A 23,634-nucleotide genomic window follows, 5' to 3' on the forward strand; every position below is an offset into this window, starting at 1 on the left:
CAGAAAGGATTCACTGATGGTTTCCCTGTCTCTTTCACGGCCGGTGCAGCGCCGCACGCTGGTGGCTGGGATGATCGGCGCACTGCTCAGCGCGTGCTCGACCTTGCCCTCCTATCAGCGCCCGAGCGCCGAGATTCCCGCGCAATATGCGGGCACCGCACCCGGCTGGGCGCGGGCCGCACCGGCTGACGCCACGCCGCGCGGCCCATGGTGGACGATCTTCAACGATCCGGTGCTGAATCAACTCGAAGCGCGTATCGACGTGTCGAACCAGACCGTGCGCAAGGCGGTCGCGCAGCTCCAGCAAGCGCGGTCGATGGTGGACTATCAGCGCGCCGGTTTTTTCCCGACGATTACCGCTGGGGTCGCGCAGGATCGCTCGCGGACCTCGCAGAATGTCGAAGGCAAATCGCTCGCGGGCAAGACCGTGCCGGACTATTCGGCGGGCGTGTCGGCGAGCTGGGAGCCGGATCTGTTCGGACGCGTGCGCGATAGCGTGAACGGCGCGCAGGCCGACGCCCAGGCGAGCGAAGCCGACCTCGAAGGCGTGCGCCTGTCGATGAGCGCGGATCTCGCCGTCGACTATTTCTCCCTGCGCTCGCTCGACACGCAGAAGAAGCTGCTCGACGACAGCGTGAGCGCCTACGCGGCCGCATTGAAACTGCTGCAGCAGCAACTGAAAAACGGTGCGATCGATGCGTCCGCGGTGGCCCAGGCCACGACGCAACTCGAAGCGACGCGCACGCAGGACACCGACATCGACGTGACGCGCGCACAGATGCAGCACGCGATTGCCACGCTGACCGGCGAGCCGGCTTCGAGCTTCGCGCTGCCGCCGAACGGCTCGGCCGTCACACCGCCCGCGATTCCGGTCGGCTTGCCGTCGCAATTGCTGGAGCGTCGCCCGGATATCGCGGCGGCCGAACGGCGCGTGGCGTCGGCCAATGCGCAGATTGGCGCCGCGCAGGCGGCGTTCTTCCCGGATCTGATGCTGTCGGCGAGCGCGGGACTGGAAAGCACCTTTTTCGCACCCTGGCTGAGTGCGCCGAGTCTGTTCTGGTCGCTCGGCCCGCAACTGGCCGGCACGCTGTTCGACGGCGGCAAGCGGAAGGCAGCCCTACATGGCGCGACGGCGCAATACGACGGCGCGGTCGCGGACTATCGTCAGTCGGTGCTGGTGGCGTTCCAGCAGGTCGAGGACAATCTGTCCGCCTTGCATTCCCTCGCCGACGAAGCCGCCAGTCAGCAGCGCGCCACCACGGCCGCTGAACTGTCGTTGCGGCTCACGACGAACCGTTTCAACGCGGGCGCAGTCAGCTATCTCGACGTGGTCACGGCGCAGACGATTGCGTTGACGAATCAGCGTGTCGCCGATCAGATCGCCGCACGGCGGTTGGAGTCGAGTGTGTTGCTGTTGAAGGCGCTGGGTGGGACGTGGGGTGATGAGGGCAAGCGTGCGACCGGGTCTGTGTAAGCCCTTGGGTACCCTTCACCCGCCCCGCCGAAACACCAGCACAAAGCGCGTACTCCGTGCATCGCTCTGCGCATGCACCGAGCCGCCGTGCAACTCCATGATCGTGCGCACGATGGCAAGCCCGAGCCCCGCCGATCCCGTCGACCCTCGCGACAAGCCCGATGACGGCAGCGAGCTGCGTGACGGATCGACGCGATAGAAGCGGTCGAAAATCCGCTCGATATGTTCGGCGGCAATAGGCTGTCCTTCATTCGACACGGTCACGCGCACCACGTCGGCCGATGCGCTCGCGTCCAGCACGATCTCGCCGCCTTGCGGCGTATAACGAATGGCATTGGCCAGCAGATTGCTCACCGCGCGGCGAAACAGTTCGAGATCCGCCGTCAAGCTGGCTGCGCCGCTGACACGCACGCGCACTAGCGCCTCTTCGGCAATTCCTTCGAAGTATTCGGCGATATGGCTCAACTCTCGCGCCGCATCGAACTCACGCATGTGCTTGACGAACTGCGGATGTTCAGCGCGCGCCAGAAACAGCACGTTCTCGATCATTCTCGACAGCCGGTCGCACTCTTCCAGATTCGAGGCGAGCAGCGACTCGTATTCATCGACGGAACGCGGCCGGGCAAGCGCCACTTCGGCAGCCCCGCGCATATTGCTGAGCGGCGTGCGCATGTCGTGCGCGAGGTCAGCGGTGAAACGCGACAGACGCTGAAACCCGAGATCGACGCGCTCGAGCATGGCGTTCAGCGACGCCACCAGCGTCTCGAGTTCGCTCGGCACACGCGCCACCGCGATCCGCGTATTGAGGCGATTTACCGTGACCAGGCTCGCGCTAGCCGCGATATCGCGCAACGGCCGCAGCGCGGCGCGGATCAGCAGATAACCGAGCAGCATCGCCAGCGTCACGCCGGCCACGCCCGCCAGGTGAAGCCTGTCGCGATAACGGTCCAGCAGCAGCCAGCGGTCGCTCATGTTGCGCGCCACCAGCACGCTCGCCGTTTCGCCGTCGCGTAGACGCGCGTCGGTGAGAATGCCCCGAATCGGCGCGCCGTTGCGGCCGGTCCACTCACCGATATCGGCCTCGGTGATACGCGCCGAAGCCGCAACGCGCGCGAGCGGCGGCAACGCGGCGAGCGTCGCCGCGCCGCTCGCCACATTGGGCACGGCAAAAGTGTCGGCGATGTTGTGTTCGACTGCCCGGTTGCCAGCGGGATCGAACACTTCCATCGACATGGCCTGGTTGCCGAGCACGATGCTGATCAAACGGTCGCTATGCTCGCGAATGCCCATCGACGTCTCCAACTCCTCGGCAAGCCGCCGTGCGTGGCGCGCGGCAAGCACGATGTCGAGATTGTCCTGCGCCTTGATCTGCTTTTCGAGCGCGAGATACAGAAAGCTGCCGACCAGCACGAAAACCGCCAGCGTCGTGGCGCCGAAGGCAAGCGCGAGCGTCGCGGCAAGCGAGCGCACGCGCATCAGGCCGTGTCCTTCAGTTCAAGCACATAGCCGACGCCGCGCACCGTGTGAATCAGCTTGATGGGAAAGTTGTCGTCGATCTTGGTGCGCAGCCGGCGAATCGCCACCTCGACCACGTTGGTGTCGCTATCGAAATTCATATCCCACACATACGACGCGATCTGCGTGCGGCTCAGCACCTCACCCTGACGCCGCGCGAGCAGTTGCAGCAGCGAGAATTCACGCGGCGTGAGATCGATGCGCGTGCCGCCCCGCTTGACGCGGCGGCGGTACACATCCATTTCCAGGTCGCCCACCTTGATCAGTTCGCTTTCGCGCGGCGGCCCGCGGCGCGCCAGCGTACGCACGCGCGCCAGCAGTTCGACGAACGCAAAAGGTTTAACGAGGTAATCGTCCGCGCCGAGCTCCAGGCCGCGCACGCGGTCGTCGATGTCGTCGCGCGCGGTAAGAAACAGCACGGGCGTGGAGCGCGTGTTGCGCAACGTCTTGACGACGGTCCAGCCGTCCATGCCGGGCAGCATCACGTCGAGCACGATCACGTCGTATTCTTCTTCCTGGGCGAGGATCAGCCCTTGCGGGCCATCGTTTGCGACGTCGACCGCGTAGCCGGATTCTTCCAGACCTTTCTTCAGATAAGCCGCTGTTTTTGGCTCGTCCTCGATCACCAGGATTCGCATCGGTTGCTCCGCTTGCGTTGACCATCAAATCAAATCATACCGTCAAGCAGCCGGGCGGGTGATTACGATCCGGTAATGTTGCTGGAGGTCGGGACGGCGCTGGTAATCATATAGCCGGCCCCCTCCGTTCGACTCGAACGGCTGGCGTAGAGGCGGAGGTGCGAACACCGACGTGACGCAGAGCCCGGCATGAACAAGTTTAGTGGAATCGACCTGCACTCGGTCATCGAAGCGACGTTCAACTGGTACTGGCTGGTGGATGAGTTAATGGAGGATGGCTATCAGGTCCATCTGGCGACCCAGCGGCAATCAGGCAGTACGAGGGCCTGAAATACAGCGGTGACTTCACCGATGCAGCCCATCTGACGCAACTCCTGCGTCTGGGGCTATTGCCAGAAGGCTACATCTATCCAGCAGAAGAGCGGCCAGTACGGGAGCTCTCACGCAAACGAATGCAACTGGTGCGCTGCCGGACCGCACAGATACTCTCAATCGAAAACCTGCATTCCGACAGACAGGTCAGCGGATGACCGGAGAAGTGAACAGGCGTCTGAGCGACGAGCCAGGTCAATGCGCTCGGTTTTGCGCCTGATGTGACGCTCGCCATGCAGGCCAATCTGGCGGTGATGCGCACGCTGCAGGAGGAATTGCCATCTTGCAGAAGCGACTCGTGGAGCGTGTACAACTGCGCCCGGACTATGCGCTGCTGAAGTCGATACCCGGCGTCGGCCCCGTACTGGCGACAACGATCATGCTGGAGACGGGCGCCATCACGCGCTTTGCCGACGTTGGCAACTTCAGCTCATATTGTCGCTGTGTGGATAGCCGACGGGAAAGCAAGAACCGCAAGAAAGGGGAAGGCAGCACGAAGAATGGAAACAGGTACCTCGCCTGAGCGTTTGTCGAGGCGGCGAACTATGCCATTCGCTACTGCCCGCAGGCCAGGCGTTTTTATGAGCGCAAGAAGCGCGCAAGGAATGGGATCCCCGCAATCGAGGCGCTGGCGCACAAGCTGGCACGCGCGTGCTATCACATGTTGCGTGAGCACCAGCCGTTTGACGTGAAGCGATGTTTTGCCTGACGGGTCGACGCATGGAGGCGAGCCAGTAAATGACAGACAACGAAAAAGCATCGCCGGATTGCAGTGTCGATGGAAATACCGTCGCCACTGCGATCCGGCGATGGATGCATTCGTGCCTTGACTTGAGCCGGCTAATGGGTGTCACGTTGCTGAGATGGCCGAGTAAGTTCGCGTGATGAAAAATGAGAAATCGCTTTACCACGGCCATCGCTTTCCAGCGGCGGTCATCAGTTGCGCGGTGCGCTGATTTTTTTCAGGTTTCAGCTCAGCCTGCGTGATATCGAAGAGCTCCTGTTCGAGCGTGGGGTTACCTGCCCTGAAAGTCCGCCGAGATGCACCTTCTCGCGCTGAGCTAGCGCCGGCTGCGGACATGGATTCGATAGCACCTACCCTATTCGTACTCTTTCCCGCCTGCGGGAAGAACCGATGATGGAAAGCCAGTCCGGCCAAGCCGTTGGGACACTCCTATCTAAACAAGACTGGCAACATTGCAACTCGACACAGGCGGGCTTGGTGTCGCGCTGGCGAGCCGGTTCCCGCTTATCTAGCACCGCCGCAGGCGCACCGCTGACGCACCAAGGCGCGGCCGGTGCATACGCTACTGGACCACAAGGTGGACGCGAACGTCCTGATGGCTTTCGACAGGCTTGCCGTTCTCGATGGCGGGGAAGAAACGCCAGTTGTGCAGCGAGGCGAGCAACAACTGATTCAGACGCGGCTGTTGCGTCGGCTGCAGGAGTTCGACGTCGGCAGAACCGTCCGGGTGAATCGTGAAGCGCGCAAGAGCAATCGCGTGATACGCGGCTTCACGCAAGTCGTCCGGGATTTCCGGCAGTGGCTGCGCGATCGCGCGTGCGGCGGTATGACCACTGCCGTTGGCGGCGGGGTCGGTCGCGCCCGGCGAGTGATTGGCCGTGCTGGCCGATGCCAGTGGCGCGGAAGGCGCGGCTGACGGCGCGGGCGATGGCACAGCGGAGGTTGCTGCAACGGGCGAGGGTGTGACAGGTGGCGCGGTCGCAGCCGGTGGCGCTGCTGCCGGCCTGGGCGCGGCATGTTGCGGGGCCGGTTCTTCGTGCACGGGGCGCGCGTGATGCACCGGCGGCGGTGCTGCACGCGCGACGCTCGCGGGCGGTATCGGGTGCGTCGGCGCAGCTTGCGCGGGTGCACCCGTGCGCGGGGGCGGCGCAGGTGGCTCGATTTCGATGAGCTGCGCGTCGAGATGTGCGGGCGGAGGCAGTTTAATCTCCGGCGTGACAAGCAGTCCGCCGACGAGCAAGAGCGCTGCGCACCACAACCCGAACGCGATGACCGCTACAACCGCGATGCGTGTTTTCGGTTCGTCGAGCCAGGCCGTGTCGAGGCGGCGGCCATCGTTACTCATGGTGAACGGCGATCAGGAAATGCTGGGCGCCAGCTTTTCGCGCTTCGAGCATCGCTTTGACGACCACGCCGTGCGATGCGGCGTCATCGGCCGCAACCACCAGATTGCCGTCCGGTTTCAGCAGCGGCCGCAGCGCACCCGCCAGCGCCGCGAGCGGCACCGCCTGGCGGTTGACGAAGATGGCATTGGCGCGCGTGACGGTGAGGGTGAGGGGCGTATCCAGACTAAGCTGCTGTGCCTGGCCGCCCGGCAAGTTGATTTTCATCGAATCAAGCCGCTGCATCGAAAGCGATGCGAGCATGAACGTCGCCAGCAAGAAGAACATCACGTCGATCATCGGGATGATTTCGATCTTCCCGCGCCGTGCCTGTCTTGAGCGTTTCAGTTTCACGTGCGCTGCCCTTCCTCATGCTCAGAGGCGAACCGCAACTGCGCCGCTCCTTCCGCGCGTTCCCGCTCAGGCCGCGCCTGGACCGTTCCTTCCGCGTGTTCCCGGTCGAGCCGGAGCTGCCCGATCAGCCGTGTGCCGACCCGCTCGAAGTGATCGAGCAGCTCGCCCACCCGCCGCGAAAAGTAGTTGAACGCGAAGAGCACGACGAGAGCGATCAGCAGTCCGATCGCGGTCGCGATCAGCGCCTGCGCGACGCCGCCCGTCACGCCGGTCGGGTTCACGACGCCCTGTCCACCGATCAGCCGAAACGAGTGCATCATGCCGATGATCGTTCCGAGCAGCCCAAGCAGAGGCGCGGCTGTGACAATGGTTTCGAGCAGCCACAACCCCCGGTTCAGCGCGCGCTCGATATGCTGCGCGGCGGTCTCGGCACGAGACTCGATCCACCAGATCGGCGCGTTGCCGCCCTCCAGGATCGGCGCGGCGAAGCTGCGCAGCGCATGGCGCTCCGGCAGCGCGGCAATCTGCGCGCGTGTCTGCGCAAAATCGACAACGGGCGCTTCGATCAGGTCGTCGATGCGGGCCGGGATCGCCGCGAATCGGTGCAGCGAGTAAGCCTTGTCGAGGATAATCGCCAGGCCGGCCACCGCGAGGACGGTGAGCGGGTAGATCACCCATCCGCCCAGGCGTACGGCGAGAAACAGTTCGGCAAGATCGTTCATGATGTCGTGACCTCTTGCGCACGCGGCGTACGCCGCGCGGGCGGGTTAAAAGTGTTTCGTCATGCCTGCATAGAACGCGCGCGTCGGTCCGAACTGCGCGGCGCCAACGCCGATCCCTGAACCGTCGCGCAATTGGTAGCTGCGATTGAGCAGATTGACCACGACCACGCGCCCATCGAATTTGCCGATGAGGGGCGCGTTGAAGTGATGGATGACCGCGAGGTTGACATTCACGTAGAACGGCACATGGTCCGTGTTCGCAAAGCCGCTGCGCAGCCCGCTGCCGAAGACGGTATCCGCGCTGTAGGTCGTGCGCGCAAACGTGTAGGCGATGCCGGCAGAACCGGTGACCAACTGGTCGTGATCGAGGTGGACGGGATTGTTGGCGATGTACGCAAGTTCATCGGGCGTGAAATTGAACTGGCCCGTGATGATGTTTTCGCCGGTTGCGCGGCTGAGCGCAAGGTTCGCGTATGCGGAAAAATGCTCGTCGATGTAGTTGGCGGTGAGTTCGACGCCGTAGGCGTGGCCGGTCTGGTAATTGTACGGCGTGTTGATCAGGGCGGTGCCGAACTGTCCTTCGTCGAGCAGATCGGTTGCCTTCTTGTAGTATGCATCCACGCCTACCGTGATGGCGGAGGTGACGCGCTGGCTTACGCCGACATCGAAGTAATGGCTGCGCTCGGGCTGCACCGGCGAATTTTGCTGACTCGCTGCCTGGTTCGTCGTATTGTTGAACTGCGCAACCGTGGTCGGCGCGATCAATTCGAGCGGAGGCGGCGTGAAGTACCGGGCGTAGGCCGCATGCAGCGTGGTAGTCGGCGTTGCCTTGTAGATGGCGCCGATGCGCGGGCTCAACTGACTGGCGTCGACAACTTCGTTCATTTTGTCGTAGCGCACGCCGTAATTGATGATGAGCTTGTCGTTCACCCTCCATTCGTCTTGCACGTAGACGCCGAAGAGCCGGCCGATCGTCGTGCTCGCGCTGTTGACCGGGAACGGCTGGTCGGAGGACTGTACGCCATCGACAGTGGGGAACACCGAGACACTGTCGCTGGCGACCGCCCGGTCCTGCTCGAAAGACACGCCGGCGCGCAGCGTGTGCGAACTGTTCAACCGGTAGGTGGTGTCGCCCTGCAGTCCATTGGCCCAATTGCTGCGGAAGTCTTGCGAGGCGACACCGTTAAAAAGCAGGTCGCCGATCGGGTCGGGGTTGAACTGCGTGCGCGTATAGCGCGTGAAGTACGCGATCTGATAGTCGAGCTTGTCGCCGTTCGTCCCCTGCAACGCGACCGTCGCGAAGTTATTGAGCTCGCTCTGGGTTTCGTTGAGCGCGGCCGAATCGAAACTGGTCTGGCCATTGAGGGTGAATTGGGTCGGCTGACCCGGTGTATTCGGGATCTGGAACTGGTTGCTCGCGGTGCCGAACACGACGCTGACCCGCGTAAGCGGATTGATCAGGTACGACATGTAGCCGAACGCGTTGCCTTGCCGGGTATGATCGTGCAGCGGCGAACCGTTCGACGTCGGCGCTTCGATGCCGAGATCGTTGACGCCCGCCGACCCGCTAAAGTAATAGCTCAGCGCGCCCCTGGTGCCATACACGTCGCCGCTTGTCTGCGCGGTGCCATGGCTGCCGCCATATACGTCTATCGTTCCGCCGTCACCGGTCTCACCCGATTTGGTCTTGATGTCGACGATGCCGGCCGTGCGCCACCCGTATTGCGCGGGAAGCGCGCCGGTGAGCAGGTCCATCTGGTCGATGATGCGGGTATCGAATGACTGGCCGAAGCCGGATATCGGCTCCGGAATCATGATGCCGTTGATCCGGTATTGCAGGTTCGCGTGTTCGCCGCGCACGTGGACCATGCCGTAGGAATCCTGCGCGACGCCGGGCGCGTGCAGCAGGACCTGGTTGAACGGCGTCGATTCGCCTTGCGGCATATTGTTGATGTCCGCCGCGGTGATCCGGTACACGCTGCTGCCGGTTTCCGGCGACAATCCGTTGCGCGCCTGGTCCAGACGCTGCGCGTTCACACGGACGTCAATCGCGTCGCTCCTCGCCAGCGCGACGGTGACGGAACTTGCCGTTCCGGGGCTGGTAGTGGCGACGCTGCTGCCGCTCGCGAAGCCCGTCGCGGTGACCACCACCGCATACGTTCCGGGCGCGACGTTGGACACTGAGAAATGCCCGCTTGCATCGGTTTTTGTCTCTCCTGCCGAGGCGCCGGTCGCGGTTTGAAGGATCACACTGGCGGTTGCGACCGGCTTGCCGAGACTATCGGTGACAAGTCCCCCTACCGAGCTGTCGCTCGGCGCGGCACAAACATGACCGGTTATGCTTTGGGCAAGTAGTAGCAGCACAGCGTGCGAGATAAGTGTGCGATGTTTCATTGTTTCGACTGTCGTTATTGAATAGATGCATCGCGCTACGCGCTTAACCCCCGTGCGTAGTGGGCAGGCTCACTTGCCCCAAGATATACAGCGCTGCGCTGCCGCTTCTTTGCTTCGTCGTCGTCCAGCGACTGGCTGCTTTTCTTCGCGGGAAGCTCGAAAGGCAGCGCTATTCGCAATGTTATAACATTGCGAATATAAATGAAATAGCCTGGCGTTCACTTGTCACGCTCGCGCATGCACGACGCCCCACGGGCACGAGAACTCCGCCAGCGTCCCCGCATGTTTCGCACCCCCCTGAATTTCCGTTTCCTTGGCCCTCCGCGACGCAACGCGCAGCACGTGCCGCGTCCTCGAACGTGCGTTGAAGCGCCTCATCATGGACCGCCGCAACCAACTCACAGCGCTTGCACACCATGAAAACTTCTGCCGTCGGTCGAGGTCGACATCTGCGCACACCATAAAGATACTGGTCGTGGCGACCCGCCTTACCAAGGCCCGGCGGTTGACGCCACGGCGACGGCAGGTGGTCAACGGGCGTGATGCCACCCAATTGGTTTCAAATGCGCATCGCGGAGAGCAGTCAACATGACAAAACGGTAATTTTCCCGACACCCTTTCGACAGAATCGCCACGGCAAGATCTCATGCAAGCATCACTCGGACGATAGACATTCCCCAATTTCGAAGACATCCATCGGAGCTTCGCTGTCGATGACCGTCGCCGCGTGGATCACGAAGCCGAGGTCGGCCATTGTGGCGGCCGCCAACAAGGCCACTAATCCGGATCTTGAGCGCTGCCAGTTGAAGGAACACATTTATGTCACGTTTCAATCGACGCACGAACCTGGATAAGTTCTCCATAATTCTCGACGCATCGACTGCCGTCGCAATTCCTACGGATCGTCGTGCAACGCGGACCGCGCCGATGCCAGAAGGATGATTCGACGAAGAGGTCGGCTATCTCAGCGAAACGCCGATGAGCCTTCGTAGCTTCGCGGGCATGCATGGGCAACGGCTCGACTGAGCGTCACAAAAAAACAATGCCGACAAACGCGGCCGTTGAGCGCGGGCATCATTCCATCGAAGTGCTCCATCCATGAATACTATTCAGGCGGAACTAACCAGTGATGCCACGCATCCATCAACGCATCAGCCGTTGGGACTGGCCGTATTGCTCAGGGCGGCAACGGCTGGAAACGATCTGACACCGTTCGGGCAAAGCCTGCTTGAGCACGTCACACACCATGACGACCCGTACGCGCTCCTCGATCTGTCGCTCGTACTGCAATTGAAGTACGAGAAGGAAGCCGCGATCGCCGTCCAGGCGCAGGCGATCCAGATGTGCAGGCACTATCGATTGAAGGACGCCCAAACAGCTGGGCGTTCAGTCAAGGTACTAGTGCTCAAGGCTCCTGGCGATCTGATGGCGAACACGCCTTTCGAATGCCTGCTTGAGAACGCCGACTTGCAGATAGATGTCGTGTATGTCGACGCCCATCCGCAGCAGTACATCAGTCTGCCAGAGCATGACGTAATCTTCGTGGCCGCGTGCGCATCCGATGAAAACGCCGGCGTTCTTGCACAAATTGCGTCGCTAATCAGCGGCACACGTTGCCAGGTGCTGAACCAGCCGGAACGTATCGCGCACACGACGCGCGATGCAGCCTATACGTTGCTGGGAACTGTGCCCGGCATCTGCATGGCTCACACGGTACGCCTGCGACGCGAGCGGGTCCTCGAAGCGGCGTCGGGTGCATCCGAGCTGTCTGATCTGCTGGACGGACATTACCCGTTCATCATCCGACCGACAGGATCGCACGCGGGACAGGGACTGGCAAAGGTGACTGACAGCCGGGGACTCGCCCTATACGTGAATGATTCCGCGGCCACGGAATTCTATGTGGCGCCTTTTATCGATTACTCCAGCGCGGATGGCCTTTTTCGCAAGTACCGGATCGTGATGATCGAGGGGAAGCCATTCGTGTGCCATATGGGCATTTCGAAAGAATGGATGGTTCACTATCCGTACGCAGAAATGGTCGCGCACGCCGACCGTCGGGACGAAGAAGCGCATCTGATGGCGAATTTCGATTCCGACTTTGCAGTACGTCACAAGGAGGCGTTTCGCATGATCGCGGAACTGACCTGCCTTGACTACGTTGGATTTGACTGTGCCGAAACGGCGGATGGCCGGCTGCTCATCTTTGAAGTCGCGACTGCGATGGTCGTGCACGACATGGACGATCCGAACATCTTTCGTTACAAGTTGCCGCAAATGCGCCGGGTATTCGACGCATTTGATCAAATGCTGCGCCGCACGTCCGCAAAGTCGTGCCGATCCAACCTGACGGCTTTCCAAGAACAATGAAATCCAATGCATTGAATTTCTCTGGTGGTCCCGGAGCGCTTCCGGAAACTGTACTGGAGCAGACTCGCCAGGCCGTGCTGACCCTGCCGGAAACGGGCATCTCGGTGCTTGGCATGAGCCATCGCTCGGACTGGTTCCGCTCAATACTGAACGAAGCCGAGCTGAATCTGCGCCACCTGCTCGGTATTTCCGACGACTACGCCGTTACGTTTCTGCAGGGCGGTAGCAGTCTGCAGTTCGCAATGATTCCAATGAACTTTGCTGGCAACGACCTCTCACCACCAGAATATGTGACGTCGGGCTACTGGAGCGGCCGGGCGACTTTGGAGGCGGCCAAGGTTACGACGAGAAAGATTGCCTGGGATGGCAAGGCTACCGGCTATCGGCAACTGCCGGACCTTCATGCATTGGATATATCCAGATCGGCCGCCTATCTGCACTATGTGTCGAACGAGACTGTGGAGGGCTTGCAGTTTCCGGTTGACGACGAACCGATGTCAGTACCCCTCATTGCGGACATGTCCTCTGACTTTCTGTCAAAGCCATTCCGGCCCGACCTGTTCTCGATGATATATGCCCACGCGCAGAAGAACCTCGGTCCCGCTGGGGTAACGGTTGCGGTGATCAAGCGTGCGCTTCTGGAACGGATTCCAGACGCACTACCCGCCATTCTCGATTTCCGCACGCATATAACGCATGGTTCGAATTACAACACCCCGCCGGTGTTCGCGATCTATGTGCTGACGTTGATTACGCGCTGGCTGCGCTTCGATGTCGGTGGCTTGCAGGCAATGCAAAGCGTCAATGAAAGAAAGGCGCGGCGGTTGTACGAGACATTGGACGCCATGGAAGACGCCATATCCATTCACGCGGACCGCCGCTGGCGCTCACAAATGAATGTAGCCTTTACCTTCGGGGACTCCCGACTCGACAATGCGTTTATCCTGGCGGCCCGGGAACGAGGCATCGTCGGACTGGAGGGACATCGGTCAATCGGAGGACTGCGCGCGTCGCTATATAACGCCGTTACCGAGCCGGCCGTCGACATGCTAAGCAATGCGCTCAAGGAATTCGGCGTGCAACGTGTCTGATCCATGCAGCGCTCGTAGGGGCGAACGACTCATCACTGCTAGAAAACGGCTGCGCTCCCGGGGCAGCGGTCTTCGAGGAAGGCGGCAGCGCGGGTGTCGCTTTCGTGCTCGATCTGACCGAGCTCAAGCAGGCGGAGGGAAAAGTCCGCGAGAGCGAGCGGCGCTATCGTGAAGTGCAGATGGAACTGGCGCATGCGAACCGCGTAGCCACCATGGGCCAGCTCGCGTCCTCCATCGCGCATGAGGTCAACCAGCCGATCGCCGCGACGGTCACCAACGCGGCGCCTCGGTGAAGACGCGCCTTGCAGATGGCTTGCCCTTCATCGAAGGAGACCGTGTCGAATTGCAACAGGTCCTCCTGAACCTGGTCATCAACGCAATCGAGGCCATGAGCGACGTCAGCGATGGCGCGCGGGAAGTGCTGATCAGTACGGCAAACGCCGACGCCGACTGCGTACTTGTCACCGTGCGCGATTCGGGGCCGGGCTTTGCCCCGGACAGCACCCCCGAGCATGTTTTCGCCTCGTTCTACACAACGAAGCCCACCGGTTTGGGCATGGGGCTGTCGATCTGCCGTTCGATCGTCGAGGCACACGGCGGCCAATTGTGGGCGAACGCGAACGAGCCTCGCGGCGCGATCTTTCAATTCACGGTGCGCGCTCACCAGAAAGTTCAAGCGGTCGCTGAAAGGCATTGCCTCCAGGGACAGCGAGCCGGTTAAGGACGATCACCGCGCTCATCAAATTCGCCACGCGAAGATCCCTACTTATCAAGCCGTACACACACCACTGCTGGTGTTACCTCCGTGACGTGAAAATTACATGTTTGACATATTTGTATAAAACGCACGGTGCCCATATTTCAAGAAATTCACCATGTATACAAGGCTAGACTTTCGTCTCCTGCAAACGCTGCCCTGTTTGCGAGGAGTACTCAGTTATGGAGAGTCTTGATGAAGTACAAAGTATTGTCCGCCACGCTGCTTGCTGCACTCGGCACGACCGCGGCATATGCGCAAAGCAGCGTGACCCTGTACGGCCTGCTGGATGAAGGCATTAGTTATAGCAACAACACCGGCGGTCACAGCAATGTCAAGCTGACCGACGCCATGATGCAAAGCAATCGTTGGGGCCTGAGAGGCGCCGAAGATCTGGGTGGTGGCCTGAAGGCACTATTCGTGCTGGAAAACGGCTTCACGCTGAGCAATGGCAAGCTTGGCCAGGGTGGCCGCGAATTCGGCCGAAGCGCTTATGTCGGCCTGTCGAGCAACCAGTTCGGCACCCTGACCATGGGTCGTCAGAACGAATTCATGTACGACTGGGTCGGCCATGTATCGATGGAAAACTTCAACGGCGCAGGTGGCAATACCTTCGCGCACGTGATGGACAACGACAACATGCTCGGAACGTTCCGCGTCAACAACGCGGTGAAATACCAGAGCTCGAATTACTATGGCCTGACCGTCGGCGCCTTGTACGGCCTCTCGAACCAGGCCGGCGGCTTCGCGAACAACCGTGCGTACAGTTTTGGTGCCATGTACAACAACGGGCCGATTCTTGCGACGTTGGGTTACACGCAGATCAACAACAACATCAGCAGCCTCAACAACAGTGGCGCAGTTGATAACAGCGCCAACGGCAGCGGCACCGGTGACCAGAACTTCACCGCAGGGCGTCAGCGTATCTTCGGTGGCGGCTTGAACTACGCGTTCGGCCCGGCCAAAGTTGGTTTTGTGATCACGGACACCAAGCTGAACAACGCAACCGCTTTCCCCGGCGGCGGTACGTTGACGGCTGCAAACGCCGCTTATGTTCATTTCACGAACTATGAAGTGAACGCACATTACAGCCTTACCTCGGCATTGACCCTGGGCGCAGCTTACACTTTCACCGATGGCAAGTTCGACAATGCTGGAAACGCGGCATCGCCGAAGTGGAACCAGCTCAGCCTGTTGTCGGATTACGCCCTGTCGAACCGCACGGACGTGTACGCAGTGGCCAACTGGTCACACCTGAGCGGCGGTCTGAACTCGGCGGCACCGGGTAATTCGAGCTTGACTGCATTTGAAGGCGCAAGCTCCTATGTCGGCGGGATTGCGGCAACGAAGAACCAAGTCGTCGTGGGCGCTGGTCTGCGCACCCGCTTCTAGGCCTGATCGAACGGTTGAGGAACGCCGGGCTTGCGGCGATTCGCGTGCGGCAGGCAGGGGTATTTCTCAACCGGCGGTGAATGATATTTGTACGTTGCCCGTAGTCCCTGTCACCGAGAAGCGTTCTCCGGGAAACAGTTGGCCCGCCCATTCTGGCGGGCTTTTTTTGGGGGTGACCGTGCCGATCGCGCCGAGCCGAACACAACGCTGACGACAGCGGCTTGACGGTGTGATATTTCCACGCGGACATCGAGCACAAAAAGATCACACCATGAGCGTCGGTGACGATCAGGAATTCGGACGGATTCGCGCCCTGAAACCATTCGAGATCGTTTATGAACTCGCGCTTTAAGCAAGCAAACGGAAGTCATCCATGAAATTCACCAAGTTGTTTGTACTCGCGTGCGCTGCATTCGCGGGTGTTTCGGGCGCTGCGCTCGCCAGAGACGCCGCGCTTGCCCCGCGGCAGGTGCCCGCAAAGACCCTGCCAATGCCGGCAGATGTTAGCCCCGAATTGCAAAGACTCATCGCGGCGCCCTATAACCCAACATGGAATGTGTTGTGGACCACGGGCGAGCAATGGAGAGTGGCTGCCAACGCGCAGGCTGCCACGGTCATGCAAACCCAACCGGCCATGCGGCAACGCCTCGGTGTGACGGTGCAGCCCAATACAATCAACGGTGTGAGGGTGTACGTCGTGACGCCCGATGTTATTCCGCCCGATCACCGCGACAAGGTGCTAATTCACATTCATGGCGGCTGTTACGAGCTTTACCCGGGCGAGGCGGGCACGAACGAAGCCGTCATCATGGCGGGCCTCGCGCATTACAAGGTGATTTCTGTTGACTACCGGATGCCGCCTGAGGGCTACTTCCCCGCTGCGCTTGACGATGTCGAGACGGTCTACAAGGCGGTACTGCGGTCGAACGATGCAAAGAACGTGGGCGTTTTCGGGACCTCGGCGGGTGGTGCTTTGGTGCTGGAGCTGATGCTGCGCGCGAAACAGGAAGGCCTGCAAATGCCCGGCGCGATCGCGCCGGGTACGCCGATGTCGGACCTCACGAAGACTGGCGATTCGTTCTACACCAATGAGAAGGTCGACAACGTCCTGGTGTCACGCGATGGATTCTGCGATGCCGCGGCCGTAGTCTATGCGCACGGCCATGATCTCAAAGACCCACTGCTCTCACCTGTCTACGGAGACATGCACGGTTTTCCGCCGGCTATCCTGACCACGGGAACCCGGGACCTGCTGCTCAGCAACACCATTCGTGTGCATCGGAAGCTTCGAGAGGCGGGTATCGATGCACAACTCGAGGTCTTTGACGGCATGTCGCACGCGCAGTACCAAATGGATGACCGCATACCCGAGACAAAAGAAGCGTTTGGTGAAATTACCGAGTTCTTCAACAGGCACCTCGGTCATTGACCAGGCTTCTTCGACAGGACTGTCGTCATTCCTCTCGTTACTACTGCCGCCGTGATGATTACCGCGAGGCACTTCTGTTATGTCGTGCAGCAGGAGCACAGTTTCTGGCGACCAAAACGCCAATGCTCGGTCACGAAGTACGGCTCGCTCCGGCGAAGTTTGCTGCACCATTTCGCAAATCGAACAAGAACGACTTTAGTGAGGCAGAGGCAATTGCCGAAGCAGCCGTAAGAGGTCACATGCGGTTTTCGCGCATCAAGAAGGCTCGCACCCAGCGACCCCGTTCTCAACTCTATTCCGACGCCGGGTGCGCCGCCGGCATGCCCGCCGTGCGAATTGCGGCAGTACCGTGTGTGCCATGCTGGATCGCATAGATCTCCCGATTGCGCGCGATCTCTGCGGCCGTCGGCGGATAGTCGCTATTGGACGTCGGCACCAGCCCTTCGGCCTGTGCCTGCTTCAACTGCGCGATGACTTCAGCGCGTGTCAATCCCGACGACGTGGTTTGAGCAAAAGCGTTTGCGCCGAACGGCAAGCTAAGTGCAGCAACGGCAATCGCGGTAAGCAGTTTCATGATGTCTCTCCGGGTAGCGGCAAGAAGTGAGTGGCCTGATCCACGCTTCCCATTCTCGTCATTTCACCTGTCGGAGCACTGACCCGCAGATTACCTTTTTGTTATCCAGGCATTGCCTCGTGAAACGCCACGTCTGGTCATTGACGAATGAGTCTTCCGACCCATTGCCGTCAGTCGGACTCAGATTGCGCCGAAGGCCGCTTCGAGAGGCGGCCGTTCGATCGCTGCGCATGAGTCGTGAGTCCTTGCGAGTAACCTGCGGATCAATACAGGTGAAGGCTTGCCCTGGATCAAGTCAAGGTGTGCCCCATCAGACTCAGTCGCGAGACGCCACCATCCGGCAAAATGTTGAAGCGCACATGTGTAACGGACATGCTTCGGCTCGGCGCAAAGGTATGTACCCTGTCCATCTCCAGCTTCTGCTCGTCGAGCAATACCGGCCAGAACATCGATTGCGTAATCAGGGACTCCTCCGTTCCCGCGCTGACGTACGCGCCTTGTAGCGAGCATCGGTCCGCAAAATTGCCCTTAAAATGCGCGGTGTCAACGTTGACCTGACTAATTTCACCGGGCGTCGCCAGTTCGATGATGCACCAGTCGCAGCCTGGTTCGCGGCGTCGCCGGGTTTCCCAGCCTTCGCCCATGTTGGCCGCGCGCGTCGGCAGCAGCAGGTTCGACGCTGAACCGTAATGCTGGTTGTTCGCGGCGACGATCCGCGCACCGTTCATCGCGGACGCGAGATCGAGTTCGGCGCGTGGCGCGAGTTCCGGGCGCGGCCGGCCGTACACCCGAAAACGCGCTACGCCGCCGTCCGGATAGATATTGAGGCGCACGTGCGTATACATTCCGCGAGTGGCCGGATCGATCGCGTGATAATGATGTGCGTTGCCGTTGAGCGCGGTCGCGGGCAGCACCTCAGTCCATTTTGCGTCGGCGGGCGGCATATCGTCGTCGCAACGGCACGCGTCGATCGACGCAGCCGGCGGAAAGTTGCCGGTGAAATGACTCGTGTCGATATCGACACCCGTCAATTCGCCCGCCACGCCCAGCTTGACGATGCAGAAATCGTGGCCGGTCTCGCGCTTGCGGCGCGATTCCCAACCGTCCATCCATTTGCCGTTGTCGTCGTATCTGCCGGGAATGAAGACGGCCGGGTTCGGGTCAAGCATGCGCGCCATCGGTGCAAAAAAATCGTCGCTGGCGAATATAGCCTGCGCGCCGAGTCGCGGGTCCGCGAGGTTGATACCCGTGCGTGTGAAGGCGGGTGCGTCGGGATCGAAAGTGGGGAGTGCCATCTGTCTTTACGCGAAGTGATCGGTTAGATCGGTTAATGGACCGGGATGCTCAGGCGGCAGGCACCCACGATTGCGTGCCTTGCAGATCCGACTCGAAATTGTCGAGCACTGCAATTTCCACCGGCTTTGGCGTGTTGTCGCCTTGCCCCTGAATCTTGACGATGTCTTGCGGACAGGCGGAAAACGCGACGAAACAATCCATTTCCGCGCGCAACGTGATGTACTCGCCGGGCTTCGTCACGGTGGGCAAGGTATGGAGCGTGATGCCGTCGGGCTGCACGCGAATATTCATGAAGATGTTGAAGGACGCGAGGTTCTGCCGCGGCGGCGTAACGCCGAGTTCGAACATGCCTTCGAACATGTTGTCGCAACAGTTGCGGTGATAGCCGCGCACACCAAGCAGTTCATAGCGTTTGCGATCGCAGGCCGCCATGAAGGTGTCGTGAACGCCAGGCGTCGTATCCTCGACTACGGTCAGCACCGGATGACGTTGATTGGTCACGAAGCTGTCGCCGACGATCGGGTTCAGCCGCTGATTCCACACGCGCGTGGTTTCCATGCACATGTATTCGTTCAGGTCGTACGCATTCCAGGCCCAGCAATCCACCACCTGGCTGCCATGCGTATTGATGACGCGCACGGCCTGGCCTGCTTTCAGTCGAACGGCTTTGCCGTGGCCGGCGGGAACGGTCGATGTGGGTTGATTCGTGTAGCTCATGAGCTTTTAGATTCCAGGTTGAAGCGATAGAGAAATTGCTGAAGACGGGGCGACGACGGTGCGTCGAGCACCTGTGCAGGCGGCCCCTGTTCGACGATGCGTCCTCCGTCCATAAAGATCACGCGGTCGGCGACATCGCGCGCGAAGCCGATCTCATGCGTGACGACGATCATCGTCGTGTCGTTCGCGGCGAGACCGCGCATCACCCCGAGTACTTCGCCGACCAGTTCCGGGTCGAGCGCGCTGGTCGGTTCGTCGAAGAGGATCACTTCCGGCGCCATCGCCAGGGTGCGCGCGATGCCCACGCGTTGCTGCTGTCCGCCCGAGAGGTTCGCGGGCATCGCCGTGTGCTTGCCACTCAACCCCACTTGCCGCAGCGCTTCGACCGCGAGGTCGCTGGCGGCAAGGCGGCTCATCCGCTTGACCGACAGCAGGCCTTCGGTCACGTTTTCGAGCACCGTCATGTGCGGCCACAGATTGAAGCTCTGAAACACCATGCCGATCCGGCTGCGCTGCGCGCGTATCTCGCGATCGGGACGCGGGCCGGTCGAGCCGTTCGCGTTTTCACGCAAACCGATCCGCTCGTCGCCGATCCAGACCGCGCCCTCGTCGGGCGGAGAAAGCCAGTTCAGGCAGCGCAGCAGGGTCGATTTGCCGGAGCCGGACGGGCCGAGTACGCAGATCGTTTCGCCGCGCGCGACTGTCAGGTCGACGCCGTCCAGGATGCGATTCGGACCAAACGACTTGACGATGCGGCTCGCCTTCAACGCAACGGGCGTCGTGTTGTCGGATAGGTTCATGCTGTTCACCGGGGCAGGGTGACCCGTCGGGCGCGCCCGAGGCGGCGTTCCCAATGACGGGTCAAGAGATGGATGACGGACGTCGCAGCCCAGTAGACCATCGCGACGACGAAATAGACTTCGAGTGGAGCGTAGGTGTCGGACACGACGGCTTTCGCGGCGAACATGAACTCATGAACCGAGATCACGGACAGCAGCGCGGAATCCTTGACCAGACCGATCAACAGGCCAGTCAACGTGGGAAGCAACAGCGGCAGCGCTTGCGGCGCGATGATGCGTCGCGCGATTTTCACCGGCGACATGCCGATGGCGACACCCGCTTCGACAGTGCCCGCCGGCACGGCGGCGACGGCGGCCTGAATCACTTCCGCGACGTACGGGCCGTAATAGATCGCGAGCGTGACGGTGCCGACGAGCGGAGCAGGCAGCAGCACGCCGAAATCCGGCAAGACGAAGAACGTCACGTAAAGTAAGACGAGCAAGGGCAAACCAAGCGTCAGCGCCGTATAGCCGCGAATCAGCGCGACGAGCCACGGCGCGCCGCGCCGCTGACCGATCGTCAGCAGCACACCGAGTACGCCCGACATCGCCGCGGCGGCTGCGCAAAGCCAGATCGTGCCGCCGAGTCCTTGCACGAGTTCGGGCCAATAACCCGACAGAACGCCGAGGTCGAACGTCATCGTGCGACTCCGCTTGCGATGCGTGACGCGCGCGGCAGGCGCGGCTTACGCTGGATGCGTCGCGCGGCGTAGATGACGGGAAGCGCGACCGCGAGATAGCCGACGCTGACGAGCAACATCACTTGCGTCGACGTGTAGGTCCGCGCGATCACCATTTGCCCCGCATACGTCAGTTCGGTGACAGCCACGACCGACGCCAGCGGCGTGGTCTTCAACAGGATCGTGAATTCGTTGATGAACGCGGGCAAGCTCGCTTTCAGCACCTGCGGCAACGCAATGCGCAACGCGATACGCCACGGCGCCATGCCGAGCGCAATCGCCGCTTCATATTGGCCGGCCGTGACGACCCGGAGATTGCCGCGCAGGATTTCGGCCGTGTACGCGCCGCTGTTCAGACCGAGCGTCAGCGCTGCGGCCAGCATCGGCCGGCCGCCCAGTCCGATCAGCGGTAGCGCGAAGAACAGCATGAACAGCTGCACGAGCGCCGGCGTGCCCCGCATGAAGCTGATGTAGAGGCGCGCGGCCCAGCGCAATGGTGCGATGCGCGTCAGTTGCATCGCCAGTGCGAGATGGCCGAACACGACGCTGCCGCTCACGCCGAGCAGCGTCAGCTCTACGGTCAGCAACCAGCCGTCGATCAACGTCGGCAGGCTATGGATCACTTGCGGGTCGAAGCCCATTGCGGTGTTTTCCGGAATCAAAGTTCGTCGAGTTCTTCCGCGCTCGAGAGTTCGAGCGCACCAGGCACGTCGTTACCCGCGATTCCGGTGCAACACGCCGACACGATGAACGTCATATCCGTGACGACGCGACACGCGATGAAATCGCCCGCGCGCGTGGTGTTCGGCAGCGGTTCGATGCGGCCGTCGCGATGCAGTGCGACGTGCATGAACAGGTTGACCGGATCGGGCATCTTCGGCGGCTTGAGGCCGAGCGTGTCGATCACCGCGCCGACCGATTCGACGCAACCGGTGAGTCCGGCGTAGCCTTGTTCGGCGAGATACGCGGTCGTGGATGCGGGCAGCAACAAGTCGTGCTTGCCGCTCGAATCCTTGCCGAGCACCATCATCGCGCGACGACGGTTGCTGACGATTCGCATGCCGGCCTGCAACACGTACGAATTGCTGAAGACACGCGTGTGATGGACCGACATATAGACGTCGCTGTTGATGCGGCTGAAGCCGAACATCGAGGCGACCGCACCGGGTTCTTTCGCTTCGATGCGCAGGATCTGGCCGGCCTTGACTTCGATGGCGCCGCTTTCGCCGGCAGGCACGGTGATGGTTTGCGGCGGCAGCGCGGCGCGTGAGGGCGGTTCTTTGAGAAGCAGCATGGTTGAGTCCGTTCAGGCGGCGACGGGCGTCGCGGGCAGGATGGAAATGGCGATGTCGGTGACCTTGAGGCCATTGCCGGGAATGATGTCCTGCGGACACGACGACACCGCGCACACCAGGTCTTCGAGCACATCGAAGGTGATGTGGTCGCCCGGCTTGCTGGTCGGATCGGTGACCTGCATCCGGCAGTCGGCGGTGACCGGGCCGTTCTGAAACAGATTGAACGGCTCGGGCACGTCGAACGGCGACAGTCCGTACAGCGCGAGACCCGCGTGCATGTTGTCGAGACAGTTGCGATGCCCGATCACGTTGAAATCGACCGTGAAACGCGTGTCGTCGCACGCAGGTACGTTGGCATCGTGAACACCGACCGTGTCTTCGACGACCCGCAACAGAGGGCGTCCCAACGACGAATACAGCGCGTCGCCGACATTGAAAAACAGCGTGCGAAGCTGACGACGCGTGTGGGTCGGCGACAGCTTCTCGGTATGGTTCGAGGCGACGACCGCGACGAAATCGGCGGCCTGCTGGCCTTCGACGTCGATGATCGTCAGGCGTTGGCCGGCCTTCACTTCGAAGGTACGGCCATGTCCCGCCTTGACGGTGAGAGTCTGAACTGGATCTGTCATTTGATTCGGCCTGCCTACGCTTACTGCTGGGGAATGAAGTTGGACGTCGGCGTATCAAAGCTCACGCCGAGATTGGCCTTTTGCAGGCGTGCGAGTTCGCCCGATTTCCTCATGGCGATGATTTCGTCGCTGATCGCCTTGTTCAGACGCGTATCGTCCGGGCGAGTCGCCCACGCGATCCATTGCGACGGGCCGAGTTCACCGGTCGACTTAAGCTTGCCGGGGTTCTGCCTGATCACGCCCGCGAGCACGGTCATATCGTCGAACACGAAATCGGCGCGACGCGTCATCAATGCCGCCACCGTCTGATCCACGCTATCCACGCTGATCAGCGTGATGGGCGCGAGACCCTTGGCTTTCAGCGTGTCGTTGAACTGCTTGAGGATCTGCTCGGGCGCGCTTGCGCTCTTCACCGCCGCGGTCAGGCCCGCGAGCGATTCGACGGTGGCATTCGCCGGAATCTTCCTGAAATCGGCGCGAACGAGTGCGCCGTTGACGGTCTTGCTGGTCGGGACGACATACGCGAGACGCTTCGCGCGTTCGGCGGTCACGTTCAGAGCCGACCCTTCCATATCGAACGAATGCGCGAGCAGGCCGGGAATGATGCCGCTGAACGCCATACGCTGATATTCGATCTTCACGCCGAGATGTTTCGCGACGGCCGCCAGGATGGCCGGATCGAAGCCGACGATGTTGTTGCTGGCGTCCGTGTATTCGTATGGCGCGAAGGTCGGATCGATGGCGACTGTCATCGTGCCGCGACTCTTGATGTCGTCGAGCGTATCGGCGCTGGCGGCGACCGGGTGAATCAACGCGGCAAACGGTAACAACGCGGCAAGGGCAAGGCTGCAGAGGTGGCGCTTCGACATCGATGGGACTCCCGTAGACAGGTGGACAATGCACGATGCAATGCATGATCCATACCAGTGGGATGCCTGAAACGCATGTTTCACGAATTTATCTGTGAAA

The 23,634-nt window shown here is 61.2% G+C and carries 25 protein-coding genes and 1 pseudogene; 10 read left to right on the forward strand and 16 right to left on the reverse strand.

Translation table 11 applies throughout. The features are described 5' to 3' along the window. Nucleotides 1–16 precede the first annotated feature (16 nt). Nucleotides 17–1,474 (forward strand): efflux transporter outer membrane subunit, encoded by a 1,458-nt coding sequence (locus HV770_RS26635; RefSeq protein ID WP_175164595.1) that lies wholly within the window; start codon nt 17–19, stop codon nt 1,472–1,474. A gap of 15 nt (nt 1,475–1,489) precedes the next feature. Here HV770_RS26635 and HV770_RS26640 read toward each other — a convergent pair whose 3' ends face one another. Continuing rightward, entirely contained in the window at nt 1,490–2,950 is a 1,461-nt protein-coding gene (locus HV770_RS26640) for a heavy metal sensor histidine kinase (protein ID WP_175164596.1), read from the reverse strand. Further along, complete coding sequence (locus HV770_RS26645) at nt 2,950–3,627, reverse strand: heavy metal response regulator transcription factor (RefSeq protein ID WP_175164597.1); 678 nt, start codon at nt 3,625–3,627, stop codon at nt 2,950–2,952. The genes HV770_RS26640 and HV770_RS26645 overlap by 1 nt, the downstream gene beginning before the upstream one ends. Before the next feature lie 189 nt (nt 3,628–3,816). On the opposite strand from HV770_RS26645, the gene HV770_RS38890 reads away from it, so the two are divergent. From HV770_RS38890 to HV770_RS26655, 3 genes and pseudogenes are all read left to right on the forward strand, one after another. Then, nucleotides 3,817–3,957, forward strand: coding sequence for a hypothetical protein (locus HV770_RS38890; RefSeq protein ID WP_246291177.1), 141 nt, complete (start codon nt 3,817–3,819; stop codon nt 3,955–3,957). A 325-nt stretch (nt 3,958–4,282) separates the two neighbouring features. Continuing rightward, the gene (locus HV770_RS38895) at nt 4,283–4,522 is read left to right on the forward strand and encodes an IS110 family transposase (protein WP_246291179.1); all 240 of its coding nucleotides are present in this window, start codon (nt 4,283–4,285) and stop codon (nt 4,520–4,522) included. A gap of 361 nt (nt 4,523–4,883) precedes the next feature. After that, nucleotides 4,884–5,017: pseudogene (locus HV770_RS26655) on the forward strand (IS6 family transposase); the annotation flags it as partial. Nucleotides 5,018–5,306: 289 nt separating this feature from the next. Here the strand turns inward: HV770_RS26655 and HV770_RS38250 are convergent. The 5 genes from HV770_RS38250 to HV770_RS26680 form a co-directional block, all read right to left on the reverse strand. Beyond that, the gene (locus HV770_RS38250; protein WP_217468650.1) at nt 5,307–6,089 is read right to left on the reverse strand and encodes an energy transducer TonB; all 783 of its coding nucleotides are present in this window, start codon (nt 6,087–6,089) and stop codon (nt 5,307–5,309) included. Then, the gene (locus tag HV770_RS26665) at nt 6,082–6,480 is read right to left on the reverse strand and encodes an ExbD/TolR family protein (protein WP_175164598.1); all 399 of its coding nucleotides are present in this window, start codon (nt 6,478–6,480) and stop codon (nt 6,082–6,084) included. Before HV770_RS26665 ends, HV770_RS38250 begins: the two co-directional genes overlap by 8 nt. Next, nucleotides 6,477–7,202: a MotA/TolQ/ExbB proton channel family protein gene (locus HV770_RS26670; RefSeq protein ID WP_175164599.1), complete on the reverse strand. Its 726-nt coding sequence runs from the start codon at nt 7,200–7,202 to the stop codon at nt 6,477–6,479. Before HV770_RS26670 ends, HV770_RS26665 begins: the two co-directional genes overlap by 4 nt. Before the next feature lie 45 nt (nt 7,203–7,247). After that, nucleotides 7,248–9,596, reverse strand: coding sequence for a TonB-dependent receptor (locus HV770_RS26675; RefSeq protein WP_175164600.1), 2,349 nt, complete (start codon nt 9,594–9,596; stop codon nt 7,248–7,250). Between the two features lie 655 nt (nt 9,597–10,251). Beyond that, nucleotides 10,252–10,413 carry a hypothetical protein gene (locus tag HV770_RS26680; protein WP_175164601.1) on the reverse strand — a complete coding sequence of 54 codons (162 nt, stop codon included), beginning with the start codon at nt 10,411–10,413 and terminating at the stop codon, nt 10,252–10,254. Nucleotides 10,414–10,694: 281 nt separating this feature from the next. On the opposite strand from HV770_RS26680, the gene HV770_RS26685 reads away from it, so the two are divergent. From HV770_RS26685 to HV770_RS26705, 6 genes are all read left to right on the forward strand, one after another. Beyond that, nucleotides 10,695–11,966 carry an ATP-grasp domain-containing protein gene (locus HV770_RS26685; RefSeq protein ID WP_175164602.1) on the forward strand — a complete coding sequence of 424 codons (1,272 nt, stop codon included), beginning with the start codon at nt 10,695–10,697 and terminating at the stop codon, nt 11,964–11,966. Then, nucleotides 11,963–13,057: a 3-phosphoserine/phosphohydroxythreonine transaminase gene (gene serC / locus HV770_RS26690; protein ID WP_175164603.1), complete on the forward strand. Its 1,095-nt coding sequence runs from the start codon at nt 11,963–11,965 to the stop codon at nt 13,055–13,057. Before HV770_RS26685 ends, serC begins: the two co-directional genes overlap by 4 nt. Nucleotides 13,058–13,161: 104 nt before the next feature. Beyond that, nucleotides 13,162–13,350 (forward strand): hypothetical protein, encoded by a 189-nt coding sequence (locus HV770_RS39840; RefSeq protein ID WP_425497479.1) that lies wholly within the window; start codon nt 13,162–13,164, stop codon nt 13,348–13,350. Further along, the gene (locus HV770_RS26695; RefSeq protein WP_425497480.1) at nt 13,347–13,778 is read left to right on the forward strand and encodes an ATP-binding protein; all 432 of its coding nucleotides are present in this window, start codon (nt 13,347–13,349) and stop codon (nt 13,776–13,778) included. Before HV770_RS39840 ends, HV770_RS26695 begins: the two co-directional genes overlap by 4 nt. A gap of 231 nt (nt 13,779–14,009) precedes the next feature. Continuing rightward, nucleotides 14,010–15,206 carry a porin gene (locus HV770_RS26700; RefSeq protein WP_175164604.1) on the forward strand — a complete coding sequence of 399 codons (1,197 nt, stop codon included), beginning with the start codon at nt 14,010–14,012 and terminating at the stop codon, nt 15,204–15,206. Between the two features lie 373 nt (nt 15,207–15,579). Then, a complete protein-coding gene (locus HV770_RS26705) occupies nt 15,580–16,635 on the forward strand; it encodes an alpha/beta hydrolase (protein ID WP_175164605.1) in 1,056 nt (351 codons plus the stop codon). Between the two features lie 292 nt (nt 16,636–16,927). On the opposite strand, the gene HV770_RS26710 is transcribed toward HV770_RS26705, so the two are convergent. The 9 genes from HV770_RS26710 to HV770_RS26750 form a co-directional block, all read right to left on the reverse strand. Next, nucleotides 16,928–17,209: a DUF4148 domain-containing protein gene (locus HV770_RS26710; protein WP_175164606.1), complete on the reverse strand. Its 282-nt coding sequence runs from the start codon at nt 17,207–17,209 to the stop codon at nt 16,928–16,930. Nucleotides 17,210–17,499: 290 nt separating this feature from the next. Further along, the gene (alc, locus tag HV770_RS26715; RefSeq protein ID WP_175164607.1) at nt 17,500–18,504 is read right to left on the reverse strand and encodes an allantoicase; all 1,005 of its coding nucleotides are present in this window, start codon (nt 18,502–18,504) and stop codon (nt 17,500–17,502) included. Between the two features lie 49 nt (nt 18,505–18,553). After that, on the reverse strand, nt 18,554–19,222 hold the full coding sequence (locus HV770_RS26720; RefSeq protein ID WP_175164608.1) for a DUF1989 domain-containing protein: 669 nt from the start codon (nt 19,220–19,222) through the stop codon (nt 18,554–18,556). Then, nucleotides 19,219–20,022 (reverse strand): amino acid ABC transporter ATP-binding protein, encoded by an 804-nt coding sequence (locus HV770_RS26725; RefSeq protein ID WP_175164609.1) that lies wholly within the window; start codon nt 20,020–20,022, stop codon nt 19,219–19,221. Before HV770_RS26725 ends, HV770_RS26720 begins: the two co-directional genes overlap by 4 nt. 5 nt (nt 20,023–20,027) lie before the next feature. Next, nucleotides 20,028–20,702 (reverse strand): amino acid ABC transporter permease, encoded by a 675-nt coding sequence (locus tag HV770_RS26730; RefSeq protein ID WP_175164610.1) that lies wholly within the window; start codon nt 20,700–20,702, stop codon nt 20,028–20,030. Then, a complete protein-coding gene (locus HV770_RS26735) occupies nt 20,699–21,382 on the reverse strand; it encodes an amino acid ABC transporter permease (RefSeq protein WP_175164611.1) in 684 nt (227 codons plus the stop codon). The genes HV770_RS26730 and HV770_RS26735 overlap by 4 nt, the downstream gene beginning before the upstream one ends. Nucleotides 21,383–21,399: 17 nt before the next feature. Further along, entirely contained in the window at nt 21,400–22,035 is a 636-nt protein-coding gene (locus HV770_RS26740) for an urea carboxylase-associated family protein (RefSeq protein WP_175164612.1), read from the reverse strand. Between the two features lie 12 nt (nt 22,036–22,047). Then, entirely contained in the window at nt 22,048–22,665 is a 618-nt protein-coding gene (locus HV770_RS26745) for a DUF1989 domain-containing protein (protein ID WP_175164613.1), read from the reverse strand. 20 nt (nt 22,666–22,685) lie between these two features. Then, nucleotides 22,686–23,534 carry a transporter substrate-binding domain-containing protein gene (locus HV770_RS26750; protein WP_175164614.1) on the reverse strand — a complete coding sequence of 283 codons (849 nt, stop codon included), beginning with the start codon at nt 23,532–23,534 and terminating at the stop codon, nt 22,686–22,688. Nucleotides 23,535–23,634 lie beyond the last annotated feature (100 nt).

The organism is Paraburkholderia fynbosensis (assembly GCF_902859935.1).
GTDB classification, from domain to species: domain Bacteria; phylum Pseudomonadota; class Gammaproteobacteria; order Burkholderiales; family Burkholderiaceae; genus Paraburkholderia; species Paraburkholderia fynbosensis.

Bases quoted from the DNA above. Each gene is read 5' to 3' on its own strand.
- alc (WP_175164607.1), bottom strand. From the start codon at position 18,504: ATGGCACTCCCCACTTTCGATCCCGACGCACCCGCCTTCACACGCACG.
- HV770_RS26735 (WP_175164611.1), bottom strand. From the start codon at position 21,382: ATGGGCTTCGACCCGCAAGTGATCCATAGCCTGCCGACGTTGATCGAC.
- HV770_RS26730 (WP_175164610.1), bottom strand. From the start codon at position 20,702: ATGACGTTCGACCTCGGCGTTCTGTCGGGTTATTGGCCCGAACTCGTG.
- HV770_RS26675 (WP_175164600.1), bottom strand. From the start codon at position 9,596: ATGAAACATCGCACACTTATCTCGCACGCTGTGCTGCTACTACTTGCC.
- HV770_RS26725 (WP_175164609.1), bottom strand. From the start codon at position 20,022: ATGAACCTATCCGACAACACGACGCCCGTTGCGTTGAAGGCGAGCCGC.
- HV770_RS38250 (WP_217468650.1), bottom strand. From the start codon at position 6,089: ATGAGTAACGATGGCCGCCGCCTCGACACGGCCTGGCTCGACGAACCG.
- HV770_RS26705 (WP_175164605.1), top strand. From the start codon at position 15,580: ATGAAATTCACCAAGTTGTTTGTACTCGCGTGCGCTGCATTCGCGGGT.
- HV770_RS26720 (WP_175164608.1), bottom strand. From the start codon at position 19,222: ATGAGCTACACGAATCAACCCACATCGACCGTTCCCGCCGGCCACGGC.
- HV770_RS26710 (WP_175164606.1), bottom strand. From the start codon at position 17,209: ATGAAACTGCTTACCGCGATTGCCGTTGCTGCACTTAGCTTGCCGTTC.
- HV770_RS38890 (WP_246291177.1), top strand. From the start codon at position 3,817: ATGAACAAGTTTAGTGGAATCGACCTGCACTCGGTCATCGAAGCGACG.
- HV770_RS26685 (WP_175164602.1), top strand. From the start codon at position 10,695: ATGAATACTATTCAGGCGGAACTAACCAGTGATGCCACGCATCCATCA.
- HV770_RS26740 (WP_175164612.1), bottom strand. From the start codon at position 22,035: ATGCTGCTTCTCAAAGAACCGCCCTCACGCGCCGCGCTGCCGCCGCAA.
- serC (WP_175164603.1), top strand. From the start codon at position 11,963: ATGAAATCCAATGCATTGAATTTCTCTGGTGGTCCCGGAGCGCTTCCG.
- HV770_RS26745 (WP_175164613.1), bottom strand. From the start codon at position 22,665: ATGACAGATCCAGTTCAGACTCTCACCGTCAAGGCGGGACATGGCCGT.
- HV770_RS26645 (WP_175164597.1), bottom strand. From the start codon at position 3,627: ATGCGAATCCTGGTGATCGAGGACGAGCCAAAAACAGCGGCTTATCTG.
- HV770_RS26750 (WP_175164614.1), bottom strand. From the start codon at position 23,534: ATGTCGAAGCGCCACCTCTGCAGCCTTGCCCTTGCCGCGTTGTTACCG.
- HV770_RS26680 (WP_175164601.1), bottom strand. From the start codon at position 10,413: ATGTGTTCCTTCAACTGGCAGCGCTCAAGATCCGGATTAGTGGCCTTG.
- HV770_RS26700 (WP_175164604.1), top strand. From the start codon at position 14,010: ATGAAGTACAAAGTATTGTCCGCCACGCTGCTTGCTGCACTCGGCACG.
- HV770_RS26640 (WP_175164596.1), bottom strand. From the start codon at position 2,950: ATGCGCGTGCGCTCGCTTGCCGCGACGCTCGCGCTTGCCTTCGGCGCC.
- HV770_RS26670 (WP_175164599.1), bottom strand. From the start codon at position 7,202: ATGAACGATCTTGCCGAACTGTTTCTCGCCGTACGCCTGGGCGGATGG.
- HV770_RS26635 (WP_175164595.1), top strand. From the start codon at position 17: ATGGTTTCCCTGTCTCTTTCACGGCCGGTGCAGCGCCGCACGCTGGTG.